This window comes from Streptococcus sp. AM28-20 (assembly GCF_003603595.1).
In the GTDB taxonomy this organism is placed as follows: domain Bacteria; phylum Bacillota; class Bacilli; order Lactobacillales; family Streptococcaceae; genus Streptococcus; species Streptococcus ilei.
In genome coordinates, this window is the sequence record NZ_QTNK01000001.1 from 189246 (window position 1) to 214899 (window position 25654).

Here is a 25654-nt window from a genome sequence, read left to right on the forward strand (position 1 = left end):
TTTATTTTGCTACTTTATTTGTCTTATAAAGGAAGTAGCTGAATAAAAATAGAGTAGATATCCCTATATCAAAACAAAAAATCTAAATTTTCTAAAAATTTTCGGAAATAGGTTTAATTACAATGATTTTTATAGTATAATGTTAGAAAGATAGTTTGAAAGCTGAACAATTGTGAATTGATTTTAGGAAATTTCAGGGAAAACTTGGAAGTTTTGAATTATTTTCATATATTTTCATCGCATTATTCAAGAAATAATCTTGAATATTTCAACTATTTATAGTAGAATAATACTATTAGGAAGCGCTTTCATAAGAGGCGAGAGAGGTGAGTGAATGGATACGAAACAAGCATTGTACACATTTGGAACCGGAGAGAACTTTCATCTTCAACATTATCTAGGGGCTCATAAAGAGCAAGTAGATGGTGTGGAGGGGTATTGTTTCCGCGTATGGGCTCCAAATGCACAGGCAGTACACTTAGTAGGTGATTTCACCCAATGGGAAGAAAATGAAATTCCTATGGTGAGAAATGAAGCTGGTGTTTGGGAAGTTTTTACAACAGCACCTCAAGTGGGAGATATTTATAAGTACCATGTTACAAGACAAAATGGCCACCGCTTGATGAAGGTGGATCCTTTAGCGGTACGCATGGAAAAACGTCCAGGTACAGGAGCGGTTATTACTGATATTCCAGAGCGGAAATGGAAAGATGGACTGTGGATGGCGAGACGGAGAAAACTTGGTTTTCGATCTCGACCAGTTAATATCTATGAGGTTCATGCTGGATCCTGGAAACGGAATGAAGATGGAAGTCCTTATTCCTTTGCTCAGTTGAAGGAAGATTTGATTCCTTACTTGGTGAAAATGAACTATACCCATGTGGAGTTCATGCCGGTGATGGCTCACCCGCTCGGACTAAGTTGGGGCTATCAATTGATGGGTTACTTTGCCTTGGAACATACTTACGGAACACCGGAAGAGTTTCAGGATTTCGTTGAGGCCTGTCACTTGAATAACATTGGGGTGATTGTGGACTGGGTGCCCGGACACTTTACGATCAATGATGATGCCTTGGCCTATTATGATGGGACACCAACCTTTGAATATCAGGACCATCATCGGGCTCACAACTATGGTTGGGGAGCAATGAACTTTGACCTAGGGAAAAACCAGGTCCAATCCTTCCTTATTTCTAGTGTAAAATTCTGGATTGAGTTTTATCATTTGGATGGAATCCGGGTCGATGCGGTCAGCAACATGCTCTACTTAGATTACGATAGTGGTCCATGGACACCAAATATCGATGGTGGAAATCTCAATTATGAGGGGATTCATTTCCTTAAACGAATGAATGCGGTGATTAAACTTGAGCATCCTGATGTGATCATGGTTGCTGAAGAAAGTTCATCTGGAACTAAGATTACTGGTCCAGAAGAATACGGTGGCTTAGGTTTTGACTACAAGTGGAATATGGGATGGATGAATGATATCCTTCGCTTCTACGAGGAAGATCCTATTTACCGGAAATTTGATTTCAATTTGGTGACCTTTAGCTTTATGTATGCTTTCTCTGAGAATTTCTTGTTGCCGTTTTCTCACGATGAAGTGGTGCATGGCAAGAAGAGTCTCATGCATAAGATGTGGGGAGATCGCTACAATCAGTTCGCCGGCTTGAGAAATCTCTTGACCTATCAGATTTGTCACCCAGGGAAGAAATTGCTCTTCATGGGTTCAGAGTTTGGCCAATTCTTAGAGTGGAGGTCTGAAGAACAGTTAGAATGGTCTAATCTGGAAGATGACATGAACCGCAAGATGCAAGAATTTACTTCCCAGCTCAATCAATTCTACAAAGACAACAAGATGTTGTGGGAAATTGATGATAGCTATGATGGTATTGAGATTATTGATGCAGATAACCGAGATCAAAGCGTTTTGACCTTTACTCGTAAGGATAAAAAAGGAAATCATTTGCTTTGTATCTTTAATATGGCACCAGTAGAGCGCAAGGACTTTACAGTCGGCGTCCCTGTAGCTGGGGTCTATGAAGAAATTTGGAATACAGAATTAGAGAAATGGGGAGGTGTCTGGAAAGAGCACAACCAAGAAGTGAAGACTCAAGAGGGATTATGGAAAGATTATCCACAAACCTTAACCTTTACTTTACCGGCTCTTGGAGCTAGTGTATGGAAAGTGAAACGAAAACTTCGTTCCAATGTGTCTAAAACAAAAGAATAGTTGTTGGTGATCTACTGATCGCGGTCTATGATCCCATTCCTAACTCTGTAGAAGAGGCCACAGTGCCTCTCCTCAGAACTGGGAAGAAGGTCTCGTCAATCCAAAAAGGAGTAATCAATGAAGAATGAAATGCTAGCTCTGATCCTTGCTGGTGGGCAAGGAACTCGCCTTGGAAAACTCACTCAAAGCATTGCCAAACCTGCAGTGCAATTTGGGGGACGTTATCGTATTATTGACTTTGCCTTATCCAACTGTGCCAATTCAGGTATCCACAATGTTGGCGTGATTACTCAGTATCAACCGCTTGCCTTAAACAACCATATCGGAAATGGTTCCAGTTGGGGTCTTGATGGTATTAATACTGGGGTTTCTATCCTTCAACCTTATTCTGCAAGTGAAGGAAATCGTTGGTTTGAAGGAACAAGTCATGCGATTTTCCAAAACATCGACTATATCGATAGCATCAATCCAGAGTACGTGTTGATCCTTTCTGGAGACCATATCTACAAGATGGACTATGACGACATGCTTCAGTCTCACAAAGATCACAATGCAAGCCTTACCGTAGCTGTATTGGATGTGCCTTTAAAAGAAGCTAGTCGTTTCGGAATTATGAATACGGATGCCAACAATCGAATTGTCGAATTTGAAGAAAAACCTGCAGAGCCAAAATCAACAAAAGCTTCTATGGGGATCTACATTTTTGACTGGTCTCGTCTTCGCAACATGCTAGTGGCTGCAGAGAAGAGTGACATCGATATGTCTGACTTTGGTAAAAACGTTATTCCAACTTACCTTGAATCTGGAGAAAGTGTCTATGCTTATGAATTCAATGGCTATTGGAAAGATGTGGGGACTATTGAATCTCTCTGGGAAGCGAATATGGAATATATTGATCCAAACAATGCCTTGGACAGCCGGGATCGTCACTGGAAGATTTATTCTCGTAACTTGATTTCACCACCAAACTTCTTTGGCGAACATACCCATATTGAAGATTCCTTGGTAGTGGATGGGTGCTTGGTAGACGGAACAGTAAAACATTCTATCTTGTCTACGGAAGCACAAGTTCGTAAAGGTGCAGTCGTTGAAGATTCTGTCGTCATGAGTGGTGCCATTATCGGTCAAGGTGCTGTGATTAAACGTGCTATTATCGGTGAAGGAGCAGTTGTTTCAGAAGGTGTTGTCATCGATGGAACGGAAGAAGTACAAGTCGTTGGATATAACGAAAAAGTGGGGGTAGCAACAGATGAAGATTGATAAGTATTCAGCTATTTTAGGAAACACAGTAGGCTTCCATGATATGTCGTCATTGACAGATCATCGTCCTGTTGCCAGTCTGCCATTTGATGGGAAATATCGCTTGATCGACTTCCCGCTTTCTAGCCTCGCTAATGCAGGAATCCGTAGTGTATTTGGTATCTTCCAGCAAGAAAATATCAGTTCTGTCTTTGACCATATTCGCTCTGGTCGTGAGTGGGGCTTGTCAACTCTTTTGAGTCACTACTATCTCGGTATCTACAACACTCCAGTAGAAAGTTCAAACGTTGGCAAGGAATATTATGAGCAACTATTGACCTATTTGAAACGCTCTGGTTCGAACCAGACAGTCGCTCTTAACTGTGATATCTTAGTAAACATTGATTTGAACCAAGTCTTCCACTTGCACAATACCGTTGACAGACCAATCACAGTGGTCTACAAGAAAATGCATCATCGTGACATCTCTGAAGTAAATGCGGTTTTAGAAATCGATGAGACAGATCATGTAAGTGGACAAAAGTTGTTTGATGGAACAGATCCAGATGCTCTCTATAATATGTCAACGGATATCTTTATCGTTGATACACCATGGTTGATTGAAAAATTAGAAGCAGAAATCCATAAAGAACATCCAGAAAAATTGCGTTATATCTTACGTGATTTAGCGGTTGAATATGGAGCATTCGCATTCGAATACACTGGCTATATTGCCAATATTCACTCTGTTGAATCCTACTACCGCGCTAACTTGGATATGTTGGAAACCAATAAATTCATGTCTCTCTTCTCACCAAATCAAAAAGTTTATACCAAGGTGAAAAATGAAGAGCCAACTTACTATGCTCCTGGTTCGCAAATTAAGAATTCGCAATTTGCATCAGGAAGTATTGTCGAAGCTTTGGTGCATGATTCTATCATTTCTCGTCGTGTTCATCTCCACAAGGGGGCAGAAATTCGTAGCAGTCTCTTATTCCCGGGAGTCGTTGTCCATGAGGGAGCTGTCGTAGAGCATGCGATTCTTGACAAGGGCGTCGTAGTTGAGACTGGTGTAACCATTCGTGGAACCAAAGAAGCACCTCTTGTGATTAAAAAAGGTGCTGTGATTACAGAGGATATTGGATAATGAAATTATTGTTTGTTGCCGCTGAAGGAGCTCCTTTTTCAAAAACGGGGGGCCTAGGAGATGTGATTGGAGCACTTCCTAAATCCTTGGCTAAAAAGGGACATGATGTCCGTGTCGTCCTTCCTTATTACGATATGGTAGAGGCGAAATTTGGCGATCAGATTGAAGATGTGCTACACTTTACTACAAAGGTAGGTTGGAGAAGTGAGTATGTTGGGGTAAAACGTATTTTTAGAGATGGTGTTACCTTCTACTTCATTGATAATCAAAAGTACTTCTTTAGAGGACACGTCTATGGAGATTTTGATGATGGGGAGCGTTTTGCCTTCTTCCAATTGGCAGCGCTTGAGATGATGGAACGTGTAGATTTCATTCCAGATATCATCCACGCTCATGACTACCATACAGCCATGATTCCTTTCCTTCTTAAGGAAAAATACCGTTGGATTCAAGCTTACAATGGTATTAAGTCTGTCTTGACCATCCATAATCTGGAGTTCCAAGGGCAGTTTGACCCAGGGATGTTATGGGATTTGTTTGGAGTTGGATTTGAGCGCTATGAAGATGGCACTCTTCGGTGGAAAGATTGCTTAAACTGGATGAAGGCTGGGATCCTCTATGCTGATCGTGTGACGACTGTTTCACCAAGTTATAGTTATGAAATCAGAACAGCTGAATATGGTTGTGGCCTCGATCAAATCTTACGCATGGAATCTGGTAAATTAACGGGGATTGTGAATGGAATCGATACAGACCTCTACAATCCTGAAACAGACCCGCTCTTGACCTATCATTTCAATAAAGATGATTTATCAGGAAAAGCAGCAAGTAAGCGAGCTCTTCAGGAACGTGTCGGACTTCCGGTTCGTGATGATGTTCCCTTGTTTGGAATCGTTTCTCGTTTGACCCGCCAAAAAGGGTTTGATGTGGTGGTTGAAGAACTCCACAACCTTCTACAAAAGGATATCCAAATCGTTCTTTTGGGAACGGGAGATCCTGGTTTTGAACATGCCTTTTCTTGGTTTGCTCAAGCTTATCCAGATAAACTCTCTGCCAATATTATGTTTGATGTCCAGTTGGCGCAAGAAATCTATGCTGCTTCGGATGTTTTCTTGATGCCAAGTCGTTTTGAACCATGTGGACTATCTCAAATGATGGCTATGCGCTATGGTACGCTACCATTGGTTCACGAGGTAGGGGGACTGCGAGATACAGTACAAGCCTATAATGTGCTTGATGGCAGTGGTACTGGTTTTAGCTTTAACAACCTATCTGGTTATTGGTTGAATTGGGCTGTCGACCAAGCTTTGACAGTTTATACTCATGATAAGGATGCTTGGTACGGTCTCCAAAGAGAAGCCATGAGTCGTGATTTCTCTTGGGATACGGCTAGTCAACACTATGCGGATCTCTATCAGTCCTTATAAGATGAATGAAAACGCCTATTTTTAGGCGTTTTTTTCTTGAGGAAGTAAGAAGTTGCAACTAAAATATAGGGAATGAAATAAAGGAAAAAATCTAAGTAAAATAAGTTGCTAAAAGATACGAAAAAAGATAAGATAGATAAAGGTAAAAAATCACGGGAAGCTGATTTAGGGAGAGTGTTGACCTTCTCCAAAATAAATGAGACTTCCTATGATTTACAAATATTACTATGTAGGAAGTTATAGGATGAAACAAAGAAGACAAGCTTTTGAAAAGATTACCAAGTATTCGATTCGGAAATTATCCGTCGGAGTGGGTCCGGTTGCTATTGGAGCCCTTCTTTTTGCAGGGAGTGTATTAGGAGCGCCTTCTGTACAAGCTGATCAATTCACGGCAGAAGCGACGGTTCATATGGGGTATGTCACGGAAAATGAGTTGACTCCTGAGGAACAAGCGCAAGTAATTCGTGCTATTCCTGAAGAATATCAAAATGAAGATACCTTTTATCTGGTCTATAAGAAGAAAACACCTAGTCAAGGTCTACTGCCACAAACAGGGACGACCGAATTGGCGATTGCTGGCCTTAGTTTAGCGACTGCCTCTTTAGCAGTTCTTTTGCTGTCCAAAAAACATCGTAAAAAAGTAATGGGACTCCTATTAATTGGTTCCATGGGGCAATGCTTACTCTTATCCATTGATGCCGCAGCCTTGCAAAATATTGAATTAGCAAGCTACAATCAGACTCTTTCAATTGCAAGCAGTAAAGAACTAGCCAATGCTGTCATCCAGATAGAAGGCTATGACTATGTTGGCTACCTTCGTTGTCCAGTTGATCCAAGAGCTACGGGCCAAGAACCTCATGTAAGAGTGGAGGAGAAGCCAGTATCCCAACCTGCAACAGAAGGAAAGACTCTATCGCAGGTAACACCTGAAGAGAGTCCTGCTTTCCCTATAGTGGACCAGCCAAACGTTGAAGTTTCAACAGAAAGTATTCCATTTGAAACTGTAGAACAAATAGATCCTACTTTGGCCAAAGGTCAAACGACAGTTCTGAGAGCTGGGCAAAATGGGGAACAAACTGTTTTAACAGAAGTGAGTACGGTAAATGGTCAGGAAGTTCGCAAAGTACTTGAAAGAACTGTAACAAAAGAAGCAGTTCCACAAATAATTGCTATTGGAACAAAGGAGGAGATTCAACCAAGTCCTCAACCTGTTCCAGTTGTAACTGCTAAAGGAACACAGGAAGAAGGTCATGCAGGGGAAGCTCCTGTACAGCCAGAGAACCCAGCTTATACCGGTGTTGTTGAAGCCAAGGGGACGCAAGAAGAAGGTCATGTGGGCGAAGCTCCTGTACAGCCAGAGAATCCCGCCTATACAGGAGTGGTGGAAGCCAAAGGGAACCAAGAAGAAGGCCATGTTGGTGAAGCTCCTGTACAACCAGAGAACCCAGCTTATACCGGTGTCGTTGAAGCCAAGGGAACACAGGAAGAAGGTCATGTGGGGGAAGCTCCGATTCAGCCTGAGAATCCAGCTTACCAAATAATGGAAGGAACGGTTACAGAAACAGAAACAGAGGTCCTTCCGTATGAAACCGAATATGTATCAGATGCAAATCGCTATACTGATGAAGAAAGTATCCTTCAAAAAGGAGAGGAAGGTAGTCAGGAAGTTCGCCGTGTCTATAAAACGGTCAATGGCGAGAAGATTGGTGAGCCTCTCAGCACAACAACTGAAACGGTAAAAGCACCTGTGACAGAAAAAATTAGTCGTGGGACCAAGGAGATTGAAGGGCAAGCAGAGGAAGTCGCTTTTGAGGAAATTCCATTTAAGACGGTAACCGAACAAGATGCCACCCTGCTAAAAGGAAGCGAAAGGGTTTCTCAAGCAGGAAAAAATGGGAAGAAGAAAATCACCAAGCTCTATAAGACCATTAAAGGTGTCAAAACTACGGATGCTCCAACGGTTTCGGAAGAAGTAGTTGAACAAGCCCAAGATCAGATTATTAAAAAAGGAACCAAAGAACTAGCTAAGCCAACCTTGACCTTGACTCAGGTCGATAAGGAAGAATTGGAGCGTAGTGCCAAAGCTACCTATCAGTTAGACAAACCAGAGGGGGTAACCATCAAGTCCATCCAGGCTGTGTTGAAGAAGGGTGATCAAGTTGTGAAAACTTTTGCCCTTTCAGAGACTGATTTAGCAGCTGCCTTACTGGATTTAGACTACTACAAGGATTATACGCTTGCGACGACCATGGTCTATGATCGTGGAAATGGGGATGAAGAAGAGGTTCTCAAGGAAGAACCACTAAGACTTGACCTTAAAAAAGTCGAAGTCAAAAACATCAAGGAAACCAGTCTGATTAACGTGGATGACCAAGGCCTTGAGACCGATCGTAGCCTCTTGTCAGAAACACCTTCAGATGTCAAACCTTATTACTTAAAGGTTACCACCCATGATAATAAGGTCACAAAACTGGCCGTTGATAAAATTGAAGAAGTCACAATTGATGGTAAATCATTATACAAGGTGACTGCTAAAGCACCTGATCTCATCCAACGAACAGCAGATAAGCAGTTCAGTGAGGACTATGTCCATTACATTGCGAAGCCAAAAGCTCATGAAGGAGACGTCTACTACGATTTCAACGAACTTGTAAAAGCTATGCAAGCCAATCCGACTGGTACCTTTAAGCTTGGTAGCAATATGAATGCTGCGAATGTGCCAGCAACAGGAAAATCCTATGTGACCAATGCCTTCAAGGGAATTTTGGAAAGTACAGAAGGTAATAAATTTGCTATCCATAACATTACGCGACCATTATTTGGGAATATCGAAGGTGGTTCGGTTAAGAATCTCTTGCTTGAAAATGTCGCAATCGACCTGCCTGGAACAGATCGAGTAGCACCAATTGCAAATGTTATCAAGAATAATGCGACTGTCGAAAATATTAAAGTAACAGGGAATGTTGTTGGGGGCAACGATGTAGCTGGTATTATCAATAAAATTGATGGTAGTGGGAAGGTAAGTAATGTCGCCTTTATCGGAAAACTTCATGCTGCTGGAAACAAAGGTTGGTACTTAGCAGGTATTCTTGGTGAAAACTGGAAGGGTGTTGTTGAGAAAGCATACGTTGATGCTGAAATTACTGGTAATAAAGCAAAAGCTGCAGGTTTAGTTTATTCTTCTCAAAACGGTGGAAATAACCACACAGTAGGTAAAGAAGGAGTTCTCAGAAATTCAGTTGCTAAAGGTTCTATCGAGCTGAAAGAAGCGGTTCAATCTGGTGGATTACTGGGGACCAACTGGGCCTTGGGTGCCATTGAAGACAACATCACCATGATGAAAGTCAAAACAGGTGAGATGGTCTTCGGACACTCGGATATCGATGCAGATGATTACTTCACTTATTCAAGAACCAAACGGAATTTCAGTGTGGAGGACGTGAGTGAAGGTAAGAAATCCTTTAACAACTCCCGTAAAATTCCAAGTATTTCCCTTGCAGAAGCTGAGAATAAAATTGAAGCAATGGGGATTACTGCTAATACATTCACCAGCGACAAACCGATTGAAGACAAGCTCAATAACCTTCTTAACAAAGACGATCAATACAAGGCAATTGATGGCTACGACGCCGCTCGCGAACTTGCTTATCGCAATATAGCAAAATTACAGCCTTTCTATAACAAAGAGTGGATTGTCGATCAAGGAAACAAATTGGCTGCGGGTAGTCCTCTCTTGACCAAGGAAGTCTTATCTGTGACGGCCATGAAGGGCAATGATTTTGTCACAGAATTGGCTGATGCCGACCACATTCTGATCCATTACTCGGATAAGACAAAAGATATCTTTAGCATTTCACCGAAAGATTCTAAAGTCAAACAAGTGAAAGAGTACAGTGTAGCAGAACTTGGTGAAGTGGTCTACACGCCAAATATGGTTGACAAAGACCGGACTGAGCTAATTAGTGCTATTGTTGAAAAATTAAGTCCTGTAGAATTACAATCTGATCCAATCTACACGCACCTTGGTAGAACTGGTCCAAATAAAGTCAATGCCATTAAGAACCTCTATCTGGAAGAATCCTTCAAAGAGGTGAAGGATTATTTGACCCATTTTGTGAAACAGTTGGTTGAAAATGAGGACCATCAATTAAACACAGATGAGGCTGCCAAACGGGCCCTTATCAAGAAAATTGATGACAACAAGGTGGCAGTTCTTTTGGGGCTCTCTTACCTCAACCGTTATTACGGGGTGAAATTCGATGATGTCAATCTCAAGCAACTCATGTTGTTTAAACCAGACTTCTATGGGAAGAATGTTGATGTATTAGACTTCTTGATTCAGATTGGTTCTAAAGAAAGTAATATTAAAGGCGATAGAACTTTAGAAGCTTATCGCGAAGCTATCGGAGGAGTTATCGGTATAGGCGAGTTAAATAGTTTCTTAGACTATAATATGCGTCTATTCACAGAAGACAAAGACCTAAATGATTGGTTCATCAAAGCAACCAAAGAGAATGTCTATATCGTTGAACCAGCAACAACAACTCCTGAGTTTGCGAATAAGAAACACAGAGCTTACGAAGGCTTAAATAACGATGTGCATGGCAAAATGATCTTGCCACTCTTGAACTTAAAAGATGCCCATATGTTCTTGATTTCAACCTACAATACCATGGCCTACAGTTCCTTCGAGAAATACGGTAAGAACACTGAAGCGGAACGAAATGCCTTCAAGGCGGAAATTGATAAGGTCGCTAAAGGGCAACAAAATTACCTAGATTTCTGGTCTCGTCTAGCAACGGATAAGGTTCGCAATCAGCTCTTGAAAAGCAATAATATGGTGCCGACCCCTGTCCTTGATAACCAAAACTATAAAGGCATTAGTACAGATCGTTATGGACATACAGATAGTGGCAAAGATATTGCTCCAATCCGTGAATTGTACGGGCCTACCGATCGTTACCATGCGACAGATTGGCGGATGGGGGCTGTAGCTCGAATTTACGGAAATCCTTATAAAGATGATTCCGTCTTCTTCATGGTAACGGATATGATCAGTGATTTTGGGGTTTCTGCCTTTACGCACGAAACGACGCACGTCAATGACCGTATGGTTTACTTAGGTGGTTGGAGACACCGCGAAGGAACAGATATTGAAGCCTTTGCCCAAGGAATGCTCCAAACCCCATCTGTATCCAATCCAAATGGGGAATACAAAGCCTTAGGTCTCAACATGGCCTATGAACGTCCAAACGATGGCAACCAATGGTACAATACCAATCCAAATGACCTCACCTCACGTGACGAAATTGATCGTTACATGAAGGGCTATAATGATACGCTCATGCTTCTGGATTATTTAGAAGGAGAAGCTGTCCTCAATAAAGGCAGTCAAGACTTGAACAATGCTTGGTTCAAGAAGGTCGATAAACAATACCGAGGAGCTAACACCAAGAATCAATTCGATAAGGTCCGTCCTTTGAGTGATGAGGAAAAAGCCATTGCTTTGCATACAGTAGATGACCTCATTACCAACAACTTTATGACCAATCGTGGTCCTGGAAATGGAGTCTATAACCCATCTGACTTTGGTTCAGCTTATGTGACTGTGCCAATGATGACAGGGATCTATGGTGGCAACACCAGTGAAGGGGCTCCAGGAGCTATGTCCTTCAAACACAATACCTTCAGAATTTGGGGTTACTATGGCTATGAAAAAGGCTTCTTAGGATATGCTTCGAACAAGTATAAACAAGAGTCCAAACAAGCTGGACTTGCCACTCTAGGGGATGATTTCGTTATTCAGAAAATTTCTGAAGGAAGATTTAACAACCTTGAAGATTGGAAGAAAGCTTACTTCAATCAAGTTGTGACAAGTGCCAAAAAAGGAATTCAGGCTATTGACATCGATGGTAAAACCTACAATAGCTATGAAGACTTGAAACGTGCATTTGCTGAAGCAGTAGATAAAGATAAGGCTACTCTAAGTAACGGTTCTGTCAAATTTGACAATACTGTTTCACTGAAAGAAAAAATCTTTAAGAAATTGCTGCAACAAACGGACAGTTTCAAAACCCCTATTTTTAAATAGGAAGAAAATGCTCATCTGCTCGTCAGGTGAGTTTTTTCTATCATTGGTAATAATGCTTCCTCTTCTGATAAAAATAATATAAATTTGTGTGGAATACAAAAATAGACAAAGCGTCTAAAAACGATTAGGGTCTTTTGAAAACTAGTGGCAAGAGGAATTTTGAAAGTAGTAACAGAATTGCTATAAAACGTTTTCTTTCTAGGCAAACATTTGACTATTATATCTTTTAGGAGTAAACTAGAGGAGTAAAATATATTTAAGGAGAATTCATCATGAATTTAACATTTTTAGGTCTTTGTTTAGCCTGTTTTGGTGTGTCACTTGCGGAAGGTTTGATGATGAGCAATCTGTTCAAATCTGCATCACGTCAACCAGAAATTATTGGTCAATTGCGTAGTCTCTTGATTCTTGGTGTTGCCTTTGTAGAAGGTACCTTCTTTGTAACCCTAGCGATGGCATTTGTCATTAAATAGACAACTCTATTTAGAAATGGAGGTGTCAAACCATGGAAGAAAGTTTGAATCCAACCGTTAATATTGGACCAATATCCTTTGATTTGACCCTGCTTGCCATGTCTCTTGTAACTGTTTTGATGGTTTTTGCCTTTGTCTATTGGGCAAGTCGTGAAATGACCATCCGTCCAAAGGGCAAACAAAATGCTCTTGAGATGATTTATGACTTTGTGATTGGTTTTACCAAACCAAACATTGGAGAATCATACATTAAGGATTATTCCTTGTTTCTGTTTTCTCTCTTTCTGTTTATCTTGGTTGCCAATAATATTGGCTTAATGGCAAAAGTACAAACAACAAACGGTTATAACTTGTGGACTTCCCCAACAGCTAACCTTGGATACGATTTATCCCTCTCATTATTGATCACTTTGATCGCCCATGTAGAAGGAGTTCGTCGTAGAGGCGTTAAAGAATATTTGAGAGCATTTGTTACACCTGGCTTTATGACTCCGATGAACATTTTAGAAGAGTTCACCAATTTTGCTTCCTTGGCGATTCGGATCTACGGAAATATTTTTGCCGGTGAGGTCTTAGCTGGATTGCTATTGACCTTGTCACAAAATGCTTTGTATTGGTATCCTTTTGCCTTTATCGCAAACATGTTATGGACAGCCTTTTCAATTTTCATTTCATGTATCCAAGCCTATGTATTTACCATGTTGTCATCCATGTACATAGGTAAAAAAATAAACGGTGAGGAAGAGTAAGTAGAGGAGTAGAAGATGGATTTAACAATTGGTACCATTATTGGTGACTTTATACTGATCGCTGGTTCCTTCCTCTTATTAATCTTTTTAGTAAAGAAATATGCTTGGGGTAATATTACTAGTATTTTGGATGCGCGTGCTGAAAAAATTACCAACGATATTGACGAAGCAGAGGCAGCCCGTAAAAAGGCTGAGGAACTAGCTGCAAAACGCGAAGCGGAGTTGGCAGGTAGTCGTCAAGAAGCAACGACAATTCTTGAAACGGCTAAGGAAACAGCCGAAAAAAATAAGGCTCATATTCTTAGTGAAGCTAACCAAGAAGCCCTTCGCTTGAAAGAAAAAGCGCAATTAGAAATTTCGCAAAATAAAGAAGAAGCGATGAACAGTATCAAGGGAGATGTCGCAGACCTAACCGTCAACTTGGCAGGTAAATTGCTAAGCCAACAGTTGGACTCTGAAGGCCATCGCCAACTGATCGATCGCTACCTAAATGAATTAGGAGATGCCTAATGGACAAAAAGCAATTAATGGTAATTGAGAAATATTCCCAGCCTTTTGTTCAATTGGTATTTGAAAAGAATCAGCAAGATGACGTTTATGAAAAATTAAGTCAAATTAAGGCTGTTTTTGAAGAAACAGGCCTTGCTGCATTTTTAGCTCATATCGGTGTAGAGGATGAAGAGAAAGCGAAGAGTCTTCGACTCTTTCAAAACTCGGATTCAGCATTACTAGACCATTTGATTGAAGTGGTTATTCTCAATCATCGTGAAGCCTTATTTTATGACATTGTCAGAGTTAGTATGGATCAAATTCAACAGCTGAGCAACTGTTTCGAAGTAACCGTTTCTTCGGTTGCCGGACTGGATCAGGCTCAAAAAGAAAAGTTGATCCCTATTATTGAAAAGAAATTTGGTATCCAAGTTCGTTCGCTTAAAGAAGAACTGGATCCAGATCTGATTGGTGGTTTTGTGGTTTCAGCAAATCACAAGACGCTTGATACCAGTCTCAAACGTCAATTGCAAGTCATAAAAGCAAATTTGAAATAGAAAGTGGTGTGAATTTTGGCGATTAACGCACAAGAAATCAGCGCTTTAATTAAGCAACAAATTGAAAATTTCCAGCCAAATTTTGACGTCACAGAGACCGGAGTCGTTACCTATATTGGTGACGGGATTGCGCGTGCTCATGGCCTTGAAAATGCAATGAGTGGGGAGTTGTTGATCTTTGAAAACGGCTCATACGGAATGGCGCAAAACTTGGAAACGACAGATGTCGGGATTATCATCCTTGGAGACTTCACAGACATTCGTGAAGGAGACTCGATTCGTCGGACTGGTAAAATCATGGAAGTCCCTGCTGGGGACGCCTTGATTGGTCGGGTTGTCAATCCTCTTGGTCAGCCAGTGGATGGCTTGGGAGAAATCGTAACTGATACCTTCCGTCCAGTTGAAACACCAGCTCCTGGTGTTATGCAACGGAAATCTGTATCAGAGCCTCTTCAAACGGGCTTGAAAGCCATTGATGCCCTTGTTCCGATTGGACGAGGCCAACGGGAATTGATCATCGGAGACCGTCAAACAGGAAAAACCTCAATTGCCATCGATACTATCTTGAACCAAAAGGATCAAGATATGATCTGTATCTATGTAGCAATTGGACAAAAAGAATCAACGGTTCGGACACAAGTAGAAACACTTCGTAAGTATGGGGCTATGGATTACACCATTGTGGTGACGGCATCAGCCTCACAACCATCTCCACTCTTGTTCCTTGCACCTTATGCAGGGGTTGCTATGGCCGAAGAGTTCATGTACAATGGCAAACACGTTTTAATCGTCTATGATGATTTGTCTAAACAAGCCGTTGCATACCGTGAATTGTCTCTTCTTCTTCGTCGTCCGCCAGGACGGGAAGCCTTCCCAGGGGATGTTTTCTACCTTCACAGCCGTTTATTGGAACGTTCTGCGAAAGTATCGGATGAATTGGGTGGTGGTTCCATTACTGCGCTTCCAATCATTGAGACACAAGCAGGGGATATTTCTGCTTATATCGCGACTAACGTAATTTCGATCACAGATGGCCAAATCTTCTTGCAAGATAGCCTCTTTAACTCAGGAATTCGTCCAGCCATTGACGCAGGATCATCTGTGTCACGGGTTGGTGGATCAGCCCAAATCAAGGCTATGAAGAAGGTTGCGGGGACTCTCCGTATTGACCTAGCTTCTTACCGTGAGTTGGAAGCCTTCACCAAGTTTGGTAGTGACTTGGATGCCGCTACTCAAGCTAAGTTGAACCGTGGTCGCCGGACAGTAGAAGTCTTGAAGCAACCAGTCCATGAACCATTAACTGTCGAAAAACAGGTAGTCATCTTGTATGCTTTGACACATGGATTCTTGGATAGTGTACCTGTTGATGATATCCTTCGCTTTGAAGAGGAATTGTTTGCCTTTGTAGAAGTGCATCATCCAGAAATCTTTGAAACCATTCGGACGACCAAAGATCTTCCAAGTGAAGAAACAATGGATGCAGTGATTACTGACTTTGTCAACCAATCAAGTTTCAAATAGAAATAGGAGTGGCAGATGGCAGTTTCTTTAAATGATATCAAAAATAAAATTGCATCGACAAAGAATACCAGTCAAATTACAAATGCTATGCAGATGGTATCTGCTGCCAAACTTGGGAAGTCTGAGCAAGCTGCCAAGGACTTCCAAATTTACGCATCTAAGGTTCGTAAGCTATTGACCGACCTCTTACATGGACATGAGGCTGAGAATGATAAGTCTAAGTACCATCCATTTTTAAAGAGTCGGCCTGTCAAAAAGTCTGCTTATATTGTCATCACTTCTGACCGTGGACTAGTGGGAGGATACAACGCCTCTATTCTCAAGTCTGTCATGGAATTGAAGGAAGAATACCATCCAACGGGTGAGGATTTCGAAGTCATCTGTATTGGAAGTATTGGGGCAGATTTCTTTAGAGCAAGAGGCATCCAGCCGGTTTATGAACTACGTGGCCTAGCTGATCAACCAAGCTTTGATGAAGTGCGGAAGATCATTAACAAGACAGTCCAAATGTATCAAAATGAATTGTTTGATGAATTGTATGTCTGTTATAACCACCACGTCAATAGTTTGACCAGTCAATTGCGGGTTGAGCAAATGCTTCCGATCATTGACTTGGACCCCAACGAAGCAGATGAAGATTATATCTTGAATCTGGAGTTGGAATCAGACCGAGATGCGATTTTGGATCAATTGCTTCCACAGTTTGCTGAAAGTATGATTTATGGAGCCATCGTTGATGCCAAAACAGCTGAAAATGCTGCCGGTATGATGGCCATGCAAACAGCAACAGACAATGCCAAGAAGGTAATTGATGAATTGACCATTCAATACAACCGAGCTCGTCAGGCAACCATTACGCAAGAAATTACGGAAGTTGTTGCAGGAGCGAGTGCGCTTGAGTAGTTGATTCGATGCACATTTTAACAATACAAAAATAAGCTTGCTTATATGTATGACCAAGCTTAGAAACTTAATAGAATAGGAGAATGACATGAGTTTAGGCAAAATTTCTCAGGTTGTAGGTCCTGTCGTTGACGTAGCTTTTGCTGCGGGCGATAAACTCCCTGAGATTAATAATGCGCTTGTAGTCTATAAAAATGACCAACAAAAATCAAAAGTCGTTCTTGAAGTAGCTCTTGAACTTGGGGATGGTGTCGTTCGCACCATTGCCATGGAATCAACAGATGGCTTGACTCGTGGGATGGAAGTATTGGACACTGGTCGTCCAATCTCTGTGCCTGTCGGAAAAGAAACTCTTGGACGTGTTTTCAACGTCTTGGGAGATACCATTGACTTGGAAGAAGCATTTCCAGAAGATGCTCCTCGTGAATCCATTCATAAAAAAGCTCCATCCTTTGATGAGCTTTCTACTTCAGAAGAAATTCTTGAAACAGGGATCAAGGTCATTGACCTCTTGGCCCCTTACCTGAAAGGTGGGAAGGTCGGCCTCTTCGGTGGTGCCGGAGTTGGGAAGACCGTCTTAATTCAAGAATTGATCCACAACATTGCCCAAGAGCACGGTGGGATCTCCGTCTTTACCGGGGTTGGTGAACGGACCCGTGAGGGGAATGACTTGTACTGGGAAATGAAGGAATCTGGCGTTATCGAAAAAACAGCCATGGTCTTTGGACAAATGAACGAACCACCAGGAGCACGGATGCGTGTAGCCTTGACTGGTTTGACCATTGCGGAATACTTCCGTGATGTGGAAGGTCAAGACGTTCTCTTGTTTATCGATAATATCTTCCGTTTCACCCAAGCCGGATCAGAAGTATCAGCCCTTTTGGGACGGATGCCTTCTGCCGTGGGTTATCAACCGACCTTGGCAACTGAAATGGGTCAATTGCAAGAACGGATTACCTCAACCAAGAAAGGTTCTGTTACATCGATCCAGGCCATCTACGTGCCAGCCGATGACTACACAGACCCTGCACCAGCAACAGCTTTCGCCCATTTGGACTCTACGACCAACTTGGAGCGTAAATTGGTTCAATTAGGGATTTACCCTGCCGTGGACCCATTGGCATCAAGCTCGCGTGCCCTTTCCCCAGATATCGTCGGAGAAGAGCACTATGCAGTGGCTTCTGAGGTCAAACGCGTCCTTCAACGTTACCACGAATTGCAAGATATCATTGCTATCTTGGGGATGGATGAATTGTCTGATGATGAAAAGACCTTGGTGGCTCGTGCCCGTCGTGTCCAATTCTTCTTGTCTCAAAACTTTAACGTGGCGGAACAATTTACTGGTCAACCAGGTTCTTATGTACCGGTTGCTGAAACTGTTCGTGGCTTTAAGGAAATTTTGGATGGGAAGCATGACCACTTGCCAGAGGATGCTTTCCGTGGAGTCGGTTCGATCGAAGATGTGATCGCCAAAGCTGAAAAAATGGGATTCTAAGAAGAGGTGAAAGATGAGTCAAATGAACGTCCAAATCGTTACACCGGATGGACTGGTTTATGATCATCATGCCGCATTTGTATCTGTCAAGACAATTGATGGTGAATTAGGGATTTTACCTCATCATATCAATACCATTGCGGTTTTGGCTGTAGACCAAGTCAAGGTTCGTCGTGTCGACGATGACAAACATATTGATTGGATTGCAGTCAATGGTGGGATTATCGAAGTAGCGGATAATGTCATTACCATTGTAGCGGATTCAGCTGAACGCGCCCGAGACATTGATATTAGCCGGGCTGAGCGTGCAAAATTGCGTGCGGAAAAGGCTCTTGAAGAAGCCAAAGATCAACATTCTGTTGATATGGAGCGTCGTGCAAAAATTGCCCTTCAACGAGCTATTAACCGGATTAATGTCGGAAATCGATTATAAATACAAAAAGAAGTTGATTGGATCGACTTCTTTTTTTCGCATCTTAAGAATATGAAAGGAAACTTTGTCTTATGGTATAATAGAGGTATGATTCAAATGATTTTTACTTTTTGCAGTCACCTATTATTTATTTCTTTTGCCTACCACCTTCTTTCAACAGTGGTTCAGTGGGAGCGTTTTTTAAAGGTAAGTGCTGATACAGCCGTGAAAATTCGTCTTCTTATTCTATTGATCAGCATTAGTTTAGGGTATTTGACCAGTAGCTTCTTTATCAGTGTTTATGAATTCAGTCGGCAGTTGTTTAACGGGAACTTTTAGCTTCTTTTTTGATGAATTTATGGTATGATAGTAGTCGTGACTGAATGAAATGGAGTAATAACGAGTATGGATAAAATTATTGTAAACGGTGGTCAAAATCGCCTAGTTGGAACTGTGAAGATTGAAGGAGCAAAGAATGCCGTCCTTCCCCTTTTAGCAGCAACTGTTTTGGCCAGTGAAGGAACAACGACTTTGACCAATGTTCCTGTTTTATCTGATGTCTTTACCATGAATAATGTCGTTCGTGGCTTGAACACTCAAGTGACGTTTGATGAAGAGACCAATACAGTAGTCGTTGATGCAACTCAACCTTTAACAGAAGAAGCGCCTTACAAATATGTCAGCAAGATGCGGGCTTCGATCGTCGTATTAGGTCCTGTCTTGGCTCGGAATGGTCATGCCAAAGTTTCCATGCCGGGTGGATGTACCATTGGTAGTCGTCCAATCGATTTGCACTTGAAGGGATTGGAAGCCATGGGGGCCAAGATCACTCAAACTGCGGGCTATATTGAAGCAAAAGCAGATCGTCTTCATGGAGCGCATATCTATATGGATTTCCCATCCGTAGGTGCGACGCAAAACATCATGATGGCAGCAACTTTGGCAGATGGAACTACGGTTATCGAAAATGCAGCCCGCGAACCTGAGATTGTGGACTTGGCCTCTCTTTTGAATAAGATGGGTGCTAAGGTGCGTGGAGCAGGCACAGAAACCTTGACGATTGTTGGGGTGGATCGCTTGCATGGCGCGGTTCACAATGTTGTTCAAGACCGGATTGAGGCAGGTACCTTTATGGTTGGTGCAGCCATGACAGGTGGAGACGTTTTAATCGAGGATGCTATCTGGGAACACAACCGCCCTCTTCTTTCTAAGATGCAAGAAATGGGTGTTGAAGTAACGGAAGAAGAAAATGGTATTCGCATTCGCTCAGATGTCTCTAAATTGAAACCAGTGACGGTAAAAACCCTTCCTTATCCAGGCTTCCCGACTGATATGCAAGCCCAATTCACTGCTTTGATGGCCATGGCCTCTGGTGAATCGACTATGATTGAAACAGTCTTTGAAAATCGTTTCCAACACTTGGAAGAGATGCGTCGGATGGGCTTACACTCAGACATTATGAGAGATACAGCCCGCATCCAAGGTGGAGCTAGCTTACAAGGGGCTGAAGTGATGTCGACAGACTTGCGTGCTAGTGCGACCTTGATTTTAATGGGGCTTGTAGCTGAGGGAGAAACCAAAGTTAGCAAGTTAACACACCTTGACCGTGGATATTTTAAATTCCATGAGAAATTGGTGGCTCTTGGAGCAGATGTACGTCGTGTGAAGGAAGATGATGATGAAAACTAAATTAAAAGCAATTGGAAAACAATTGGGAATCGTCCTATTGGTTCTTACTATTTTAGCGATTGTCTTCGCTCTTGGCTTGGTCATTGGATATGGTATCATTGGTAATGGGAAGGATCCTTGGTCTATTCTCTCGCCAGATACATGGAAGGAAATCCTTCAGAAATTTACAGGTAAGTAACTATTTATCAAAAGAGGAGCTTGAGATCGTGATCCCAGGCTCTTTCCAATTCAGTAGAAATAGAGGAAACCATTGTGGCAAACAATCAAAAGAAACCACTTAAAATGAAAAAATCGGGACAAACCTTACTAGGCTTGGTGGTGGCTGCAGCTCTCTCGATCGGCGGGTATTATTTTAGTCATCCCCAGCCAGTCGCTAGTCACTCTCAAGTTCAAACGGTTGTCACTTCGAGTCAACAAGCAACACCGAGTAAGGAACTAGCAGAGAGTGTTCTGACGGATGGTGTTCGTACGAAACTAGGAAAGAACATTCAATGGAACGAAGCGGGCGCTTTCATTATTAACCAGAACAAAACCAATCTGGATGCAGATGTTGCGAGTCTCCCTTATGCAGATACGAAGACAAAGACTGTAAAAGGACGAGAAATCCCAACAGTTGCCAACGCTTTGATGACCAAGGCGACTCGTCAATACCAAAAGAGAGAGCAGACAGATGTAGATTGGACGCCAGCTGGATGGCACCAAGTAACCAATTTAGCTGGGGAATATGACCATGCGGTTGATCGGGGACACCTTCTCGGCTATGCCTTGATTGGCAAGCTTGATGGCTTTGATGCCTCAACGAGCAATCCAAAAAATATAGCGGTTCAAACAGCTTGGGCGAATCAAGCGCGTGATAGTTTTTCGACAGGACAAAATTACTATGAGACCCTTGTTCGGAAGGCCTTAGACAATAATAAGCGGGTTCGTTATCGGGTGACTCTCCACTATGCATCGGATGATGATTTGGTACCAGTCGGCAGTCAAATTGAAGCAAAATCTAGTGATGGTAGTCTAGAGTTTAATGTTTTTGTTCCAAATGTTCAGAGTGGGATTAGTTTGGATTATCGTACGGGAAAAGTAACAGTGCATCGTTAAGCTAAACGGAAAAGAAGAAGCAAGATAAGAAGGATTCGGTTGGCTTTGTAGTCAACTGAATCTTTTTCTTTTCATGACTGCAATCTTTAGTTTATTTTAAGAAAATTAAGGTATACTATGCTCTTCTAGACCTAAACAGAGGTCTTTCCAAGAAAAGGAGGAGCTTATGAGAACTATTATAGCCATGATTCGTTTTCTAATAAGGGCCATTTGGAGTCTTGTTTGGGGCTTGTTTTGGACCCTGGCCCTCAGTTTTGCCCTAGTAGTTGGTGTTCTGTTCTTTAGTGGCAAAACCGGTAGCGGGATAGACGGCGTCAGTCGTGCGGCCCAAACGGTTGTCACGCAGGTGGATGCTTACTTTCATCGAACTGGTCCTATGCTAAGTCAAGGGAGCCCATCTGCTCAAGAAGGCCTAGCAACTGATGGCCATACCTCTACAGGAGCAAGGTGGGATCAGGCAACTGCAAAAGTTTATCTAGATCCTGCGATGGATGAGACCTTTACCCTTGCTTATGAGGAAGCGCTTGAGTCTTGGAATCAGACAGGGGCCTTCACTTTCCAACTTGTCACCAGTGAAGAAGAGGCGGATATCCTCCTAACAGAGATGGATGATAGCACGGTTTCTGCAGCAGGTGAAGCAGAATCCCAGACCAATGTTTTAACTCATCGATTCAAACGTGTGATTGTTCGTTTGAATCGCTATTACCTATTAAATAAGCAGTACAACTATTCCCATCAACGGATTGTGAATACAGCTGAGCATGAACTAGGCCATGCCATTGGTTTGGACCATAATGAGGAAGAGTCCGTCATGCAGTCGGCTGGTTCCTTTTATAGCATCCAAGCGAGGGATATTGAAGCTGTTCGTCAACTATATAAGGAGTCAGAATGATCAAACGGATACTGTATCTTATTCGAACCTTTCCAGAACAAGTGGCACTCTTTGTGTTTAACTCTGGAATCTTTCTATGGATATCCCAAAAAGGGCAAGTAATTTCCCATGAATTAGGCATTCAACAGGCTTGGGAAAATTATGCTCCTGAGGGAGTCCGTCAATTTTTCGGAGACAATAAGGAAGCTGTTCAAGCTTTCTTCTCCCATTCGGCCATTACTTGGCTGATTGGCTCCATGATTATCCTGCTTGTGATTCGCTTTGTGAAGGGCGTCATCAAATGGGGCTTGTTTTTGCTAGTGATTGGCATCGGGCTTTTCCTAGCCTATCAGTACAGTCAAATGGCTTCCAATGTCTCAGCGATTTAAAAAGTGAAGAAAGGTCAAGCGCGTCTAGCGTTTGGCCTTTTCTTCAATTGTCAATTTGTCAAAAGTAAGGTACAATGAAACTATGATTATTTTACAAGCCAACAAAATTGAACGCTCTTTTGCAGGGGAGGTTCTTTTTGATAATATCAGCCTGCAAGTGGATGAACGGGATCGAATTGCTCTGGTCGGAAAGAACGGCGCAGGCAAGTCTACGCTCTTGAAAATCTTGGTGGGAGAAGAAGAGCCGACCTCAGGAGAAATCAATAAAAAACGCGACCTTTCTCTCTCTTATCTGGCCCAGGATAGCCTCTTTGAGTCGTCTAATACCATCTACGATGAGATGCTCCATGTCTTTGACGATCTTCGTAAGACGGAAAGAACCTTACGGCAGATGGAGCTCGAGATGGGGGAAAAAACTGGAGCCGATTTGGAGAAACTCATGCAGGATTATGACCGGCTCTCGGAAGAATTCCGTCAGGCTGGTGGCTTTACCTATGAGGCAGATATCCGTGCCATTTTAAACGGCTTCAAGTTCGATGAATCTATGTGGCAGATGAAGATTGAAGAGCTGTCTGGAGGGCAAAATACCCGTTTAGCTCTGGCCAAGATGCTCTTGGAAAAGCCAAATCTTTTGGTACTGGATGAGCCGACCAACCACTTGGATATTGAGACCATCGCCTGGTTGGAAAATTACTTGGTCAATTATAGTGGGGCCCTTCTCATTGTCAGTCACGACCGGTATTTTCTAGATAAGGTAGCAACCATTACTCTGGACTTGACCAAGCATTCTTTGGACCGCTATGTCGGCAATTACTCCAGCTTTGTCGAGCAAAAAGAGCAAAAACTCCTGACCGAAGCCAAGAACTACGAGAAGCAACAAAAAGAAATCGCTGCTCTCGAAGACTTTGTTAATCGCAATTTAGTGCGGGCTTCGACCACCAAGCGGGCCCAGTCTCGTCGCAAGCAGTTGGAAAAAATGGAGCGTCTAGACAAGCCCGAAGCTGGGACCAAGTCTGCCCATATGACCTTCCATTCTGATAAGACCTCTGGCAATGTCGTTTTGACAGTAGAAGAGGCAGCTGTCGGCTATGACGATCAAGTCCTATCAGAGCCCATCAATCTGGATATCCGCAAGATGAATGCGGTCGCTATTGTAGGACCAAATGGGATCGGGAAATCGACTCTTATCAAGTCCATCGTTGGACAGATTCCTTTTATCAAAGGAGAAGCCCGTTTTGGGGCCAATGTCGAGGTAGGCTACTATGACCAGATTCAGAGTAAGCTAACCCCTCACAACAGTGTTTTGGATGAACTCTGGAATGACTTTAAGCTAACACCAGAAGTGGAAATTCGCAATCGCCTGGGAGCCTTCCTTTTCTCTGGGGACGATGTCAAGAAAACCGTCGGCATGCTGTCAGGTGGAGAGCGGGCGCGCCTGCTCTTGGCTAAACTATCCATGGAGAATAACAACTTTTTGATTCTCGATGAGCCGACCAACCACTTGGACATCGATAGCAAGGAAGTGCTGGAAAATGCCTTGATTGATTTTGACGGGACTCTTCTCTTTGTCAGCCACGACCGCTACTTTATCAATCGGGTAGCCACCCAAGTCTTAGAACTCTCAGAAGAGGGTTCAACTCTTTACCTAGGAGACTATGATTATTATCTGGAGAAAAAAGCAGAGTTAGAAGCCCTTGCTGCAGCGCAAGCAGAAGCGGTGCCAGCTGCTTCAATGGAAGAAGTCACCAGCAATGATTATCACTTGCAAAAGCAAAACCAAAAGGAACTCCGTAAAATCACTCGTCGCATTGAGCAATTGGAAGCGGAGATGGAAGAGCTGGATCAAAAAATTCAAGCCATTACCGAAAGCATGCATAGCACCAATGATGCGGAAGATTTAGTTCAATTGCAAAGCAATCTGGACCAATTGACCATCCAACAGGAAGCGGTTATGGAAGAGTGGGCAGAATTGTCAGAGCAGGTGGAATAGATGGAAGATTTAGGCAAAGTTTTTCGTGAATTTCGAATGAGTAAAAATTATTCATTGAAAGAAGCTGCAGGAGAAACCTGCTCGACCTCTCAGTTATCCCGCTTTGAATTGGGGGAGTCGGATCTAGCTGTCTCGCGTTTTTTTGAGATATTAGACAATATCCATGTGACGATTGAGAATTTTATGGATAAGGCCAGAAATTTTCAACACCATGAGCATGTGGCCTTGATGGCCCAGATTATTCCTCTTTACTATTCAAATGATATTACTGGTTTTCAAAGGCTTCAAGGAGAACAACTTGAAAAGGCTAAAAGTTCGACCAATCCTCTTTATTTTGAATTGAACTGGATTTTGTTACAAGGGCTGATTTGCCAGAGAGATGCCAGCTACACCATGAAGCAGAGTGATCTGGACAAGGTGGCGGATTATCTCTTTCAAACGGAAGAGTGGACCATGTATGAGTTGATCCTCTTTGGCAATCTTTATAGCTATTATGATGTGGATTATGTCACTCGGCTTGGTAGAGAAGTGATGGAGCGTGAAGATTTCTACAAGGAAATTGGTCGCCATCGAAAACTGGTCTTGATTCTGGCCCTCAATTGTTACCAGCATTGTTTAGAACACCGTTCTTTTGAAAATGCTAGTTATTTTGAAGCCTATGTGGAAAAGATTATCGGCAAGGGAATTAAACTCTACGAACGCAATGTCTTTCATTACCTCAAGGGATTTGCCCTCTATCAGAAGGGTCAAAAGAAAGAAGGCTGTCAGCAAATGCAAGAGGCTATGCATATTTTTGATGTGCTGGGACTACCAGAGCAGGTAGCCTATTATCAAGAACACTTTGATAAATTTGTAATAGATGAATGTTCCTAAATAAGCAA

The 25654-nt window shown here is 42.4% G+C and carries 21 protein-coding genes; all 21 read left to right on the forward strand.

Annotation, left to right across the window (positions count from 1 at the left end; all coding sequences use genetic code 11):
* Positions 1-334: 334 nt before the first annotated feature.
* The 21 genes from glgB to DW738_RS01160 all read left to right on the forward strand — a co-directional run bounded on the left by glgB (position 335) and on the right by DW738_RS01160 (position 25646).
* Positions 335-2236, forward strand: a complete 1902-nt coding sequence (gene glgB, locus DW738_RS01060) for a 1,4-alpha-glucan branching protein GlgB (RefSeq protein ID WP_023022736.1) — start codon at positions 335-337, stop codon at positions 2234-2236.
* 117 nt (positions 2237-2353) lie between these two features.
* The gene (locus DW738_RS01065; protein WP_123160096.1) at positions 2354-3496 is read left to right on the forward strand and encodes a glucose-1-phosphate adenylyltransferase; all 1143 of its coding nucleotides are present in this window, start codon (positions 2354-2356) and stop codon (positions 3494-3496) included.
* Positions 3486-4622 carry a glucose-1-phosphate adenylyltransferase subunit GlgD gene (glgD, locus tag DW738_RS01070; RefSeq protein ID WP_123160097.1) on the forward strand — a complete coding sequence of 379 codons (1137 nt, stop codon included), beginning with the start codon at positions 3486-3488 and terminating at the stop codon, positions 4620-4622. The genes DW738_RS01065 and glgD overlap by 11 nt, the downstream gene beginning before the upstream one ends.
* Complete coding sequence (glgA, locus tag DW738_RS01075; RefSeq protein WP_123160098.1) at positions 4622-6049, forward strand: glycogen synthase GlgA; 1428 nt, start codon at positions 4622-4624, stop codon at positions 6047-6049. Before glgD ends, glgA begins: the two co-directional genes overlap by 1 nt.
* A gap of 244 nt (positions 6050-6293) precedes the next feature.
* Entirely contained in the window at positions 6294-12140 is a 5847-nt protein-coding gene (locus tag DW738_RS01080; protein ID WP_123160099.1) for a ZmpA/ZmpB/ZmpC family metallo-endopeptidase, read from the forward strand.
* A 272-nt stretch (positions 12141-12412) separates the two neighbouring features.
* The gene (locus DW738_RS01085) at positions 12413-12613 is read left to right on the forward strand and encodes a F0F1 ATP synthase subunit C (RefSeq protein ID WP_023022742.1); all 201 of its coding nucleotides are present in this window, start codon (positions 12413-12415) and stop codon (positions 12611-12613) included.
* A 32-nt stretch (positions 12614-12645) separates the two neighbouring features.
* Complete coding sequence (gene atpB, locus DW738_RS01090) at positions 12646-13362, forward strand: F0F1 ATP synthase subunit A (RefSeq protein ID WP_023026623.1); 717 nt, start codon at positions 12646-12648, stop codon at positions 13360-13362.
* Between the two features lie 15 nt (positions 13363-13377).
* Positions 13378-13872, forward strand: a complete 495-nt coding sequence (gene atpF / locus DW738_RS01095) for a F0F1 ATP synthase subunit B (RefSeq protein ID WP_023026624.1) — start codon at positions 13378-13380, stop codon at positions 13870-13872.
* Positions 13872-14408, forward strand: coding sequence for a F0F1 ATP synthase subunit delta (locus tag DW738_RS01100; RefSeq protein WP_120702143.1), 537 nt, complete (start codon positions 13872-13874; stop codon positions 14406-14408). The genes atpF and DW738_RS01100 overlap by 1 nt, the downstream gene beginning before the upstream one ends.
* Before the next feature lie 15 nt (positions 14409-14423).
* Positions 14424-15929 carry a F0F1 ATP synthase subunit alpha gene (gene atpA, locus DW738_RS01105; RefSeq protein ID WP_023022746.1) on the forward strand — a complete coding sequence of 502 codons (1506 nt, stop codon included), beginning with the start codon at positions 14424-14426 and terminating at the stop codon, positions 15927-15929.
* A 15-nt stretch (positions 15930-15944) separates the two neighbouring features.
* Positions 15945-16832 carry a F0F1 ATP synthase subunit gamma gene (locus tag DW738_RS01110; protein WP_123160100.1) on the forward strand — a complete coding sequence of 296 codons (888 nt, stop codon included), beginning with the start codon at positions 15945-15947 and terminating at the stop codon, positions 16830-16832.
* An 88-nt stretch (positions 16833-16920) separates the two neighbouring features.
* Positions 16921-18327, forward strand: coding sequence for a F0F1 ATP synthase subunit beta (gene atpD, locus DW738_RS01115; RefSeq protein WP_031573407.1), 1407 nt, complete (start codon positions 16921-16923; stop codon positions 18325-18327).
* Positions 18328-18340: 13 nt separating this feature from the next.
* Positions 18341-18760, forward strand: coding sequence for a F0F1 ATP synthase subunit epsilon (locus tag DW738_RS01120; RefSeq protein WP_120702141.1), 420 nt, complete (start codon positions 18341-18343; stop codon positions 18758-18760).
* A gap of 87 nt (positions 18761-18847) precedes the next feature.
* Positions 18848-19078 carry a DUF1146 family protein gene (locus DW738_RS01125; protein ID WP_117744055.1) on the forward strand — a complete coding sequence of 77 codons (231 nt, stop codon included), beginning with the start codon at positions 18848-18850 and terminating at the stop codon, positions 19076-19078.
* 66 nt (positions 19079-19144) lie between these two features.
* Positions 19145-20428, forward strand: a complete 1284-nt coding sequence (murA, locus tag DW738_RS01130; protein ID WP_023026629.1) for a UDP-N-acetylglucosamine 1-carboxyvinyltransferase — start codon at positions 19145-19147, stop codon at positions 20426-20428.
* On the forward strand, positions 20418-20606 hold the full coding sequence (locus DW738_RS01135) for a DNA-directed RNA polymerase subunit beta (RefSeq protein ID WP_023022752.1): 189 nt from the start codon (positions 20418-20420) through the stop codon (positions 20604-20606). Before murA ends, DW738_RS01135 begins: the two co-directional genes overlap by 11 nt.
* 104 nt (positions 20607-20710) lie before the next feature.
* Positions 20711-21523: a DNA/RNA non-specific endonuclease gene (locus DW738_RS01140; RefSeq protein ID WP_174705370.1), complete on the forward strand. Its 813-nt coding sequence runs from the start codon at positions 20711-20713 to the stop codon at positions 21521-21523.
* Positions 21524-21689: 166 nt separating this feature from the next.
* On the forward strand, positions 21690-22415 hold the full coding sequence (locus DW738_RS01145; protein ID WP_117744057.1) for a matrixin family metalloprotease: 726 nt from the start codon (positions 21690-21692) through the stop codon (positions 22413-22415).
* On the forward strand, positions 22412-22783 hold the full coding sequence (locus DW738_RS01150) for a hypothetical protein (RefSeq protein WP_123160101.1): 372 nt from the start codon (positions 22412-22414) through the stop codon (positions 22781-22783). The genes DW738_RS01145 and DW738_RS01150 overlap by 4 nt, the downstream gene beginning before the upstream one ends.
* An 82-nt stretch (positions 22784-22865) precedes the next feature.
* Complete coding sequence (locus DW738_RS01155; protein WP_123160102.1) at positions 22866-24773, forward strand: ABC-F family ATP-binding cassette domain-containing protein; 1908 nt, start codon at positions 22866-22868, stop codon at positions 24771-24773.
* Entirely contained in the window at positions 24774-25646 is an 873-nt protein-coding gene (locus DW738_RS01160; RefSeq protein ID WP_123160103.1) for an XRE/MutR family transcriptional regulator, read from the forward strand.
* Positions 25647-25654 lie beyond the last annotated feature (8 nt).

What these genes read in the sequence shown, in the direction of transcription:
- glgB (WP_023022736.1), top strand. Translation starts at nt 335, where the DNA reads ATGGATACGAAACAAGCATTGTACACATTTGGAACCGGAGAGAACTTT.
- DW738_RS01065 (WP_123160096.1), top strand. Translation starts at nt 2,354, where the DNA reads ATGAAGAATGAAATGCTAGCTCTGATCCTTGCTGGTGGGCAAGGAACT.
- glgD (WP_123160097.1), top strand. Translation starts at nt 3,486, where the DNA reads ATGAAGATTGATAAGTATTCAGCTATTTTAGGAAACACAGTAGGCTTC.
- glgA (WP_123160098.1), top strand. Translation starts at nt 4,622, where the DNA reads ATGAAATTATTGTTTGTTGCCGCTGAAGGAGCTCCTTTTTCAAAAACG.
- DW738_RS01080 (WP_123160099.1), top strand. Translation starts at nt 6,294, where the DNA reads ATGAAACAAAGAAGACAAGCTTTTGAAAAGATTACCAAGTATTCGATT.
- DW738_RS01085 (WP_023022742.1), top strand. Translation starts at nt 12,413, where the DNA reads ATGAATTTAACATTTTTAGGTCTTTGTTTAGCCTGTTTTGGTGTGTCA.
- atpB (WP_023026623.1), top strand. Translation starts at nt 12,646, where the DNA reads ATGGAAGAAAGTTTGAATCCAACCGTTAATATTGGACCAATATCCTTT.
- atpF (WP_023026624.1), top strand. Translation starts at nt 13,378, where the DNA reads ATGGATTTAACAATTGGTACCATTATTGGTGACTTTATACTGATCGCT.
- DW738_RS01100 (WP_120702143.1), top strand. Translation starts at nt 13,872, where the DNA reads ATGGACAAAAAGCAATTAATGGTAATTGAGAAATATTCCCAGCCTTTT.
- DW738_RS01110 (WP_123160100.1), top strand. Translation starts at nt 15,945, where the DNA reads ATGGCAGTTTCTTTAAATGATATCAAAAATAAAATTGCATCGACAAAG.
- atpD (WP_031573407.1), top strand. Translation starts at nt 16,921, where the DNA reads ATGAGTTTAGGCAAAATTTCTCAGGTTGTAGGTCCTGTCGTTGACGTA.
- DW738_RS01120 (WP_120702141.1), top strand. Translation starts at nt 18,341, where the DNA reads ATGAGTCAAATGAACGTCCAAATCGTTACACCGGATGGACTGGTTTAT.
- DW738_RS01125 (WP_117744055.1), top strand. Translation starts at nt 18,848, where the DNA reads ATGATTCAAATGATTTTTACTTTTTGCAGTCACCTATTATTTATTTCT.
- murA (WP_023026629.1), top strand. Translation starts at nt 19,145, where the DNA reads ATGGATAAAATTATTGTAAACGGTGGTCAAAATCGCCTAGTTGGAACT.
- DW738_RS01135 (WP_023022752.1), top strand. Translation starts at nt 20,418, where the DNA reads ATGAAAACTAAATTAAAAGCAATTGGAAAACAATTGGGAATCGTCCTA.
- DW738_RS01140 (WP_174705370.1), top strand. Translation starts at nt 20,711, where the DNA reads ATGAAAAAATCGGGACAAACCTTACTAGGCTTGGTGGTGGCTGCAGCT.
- DW738_RS01145 (WP_117744057.1), top strand. Translation starts at nt 21,690, where the DNA reads ATGAGAACTATTATAGCCATGATTCGTTTTCTAATAAGGGCCATTTGG.
- DW738_RS01150 (WP_123160101.1), top strand. Translation starts at nt 22,412, where the DNA reads ATGATCAAACGGATACTGTATCTTATTCGAACCTTTCCAGAACAAGTG.
- DW738_RS01155 (WP_123160102.1), top strand. Translation starts at nt 22,866, where the DNA reads ATGATTATTTTACAAGCCAACAAAATTGAACGCTCTTTTGCAGGGGAG.
- DW738_RS01160 (WP_123160103.1), top strand. Translation starts at nt 24,774, where the DNA reads ATGGAAGATTTAGGCAAAGTTTTTCGTGAATTTCGAATGAGTAAAAAT.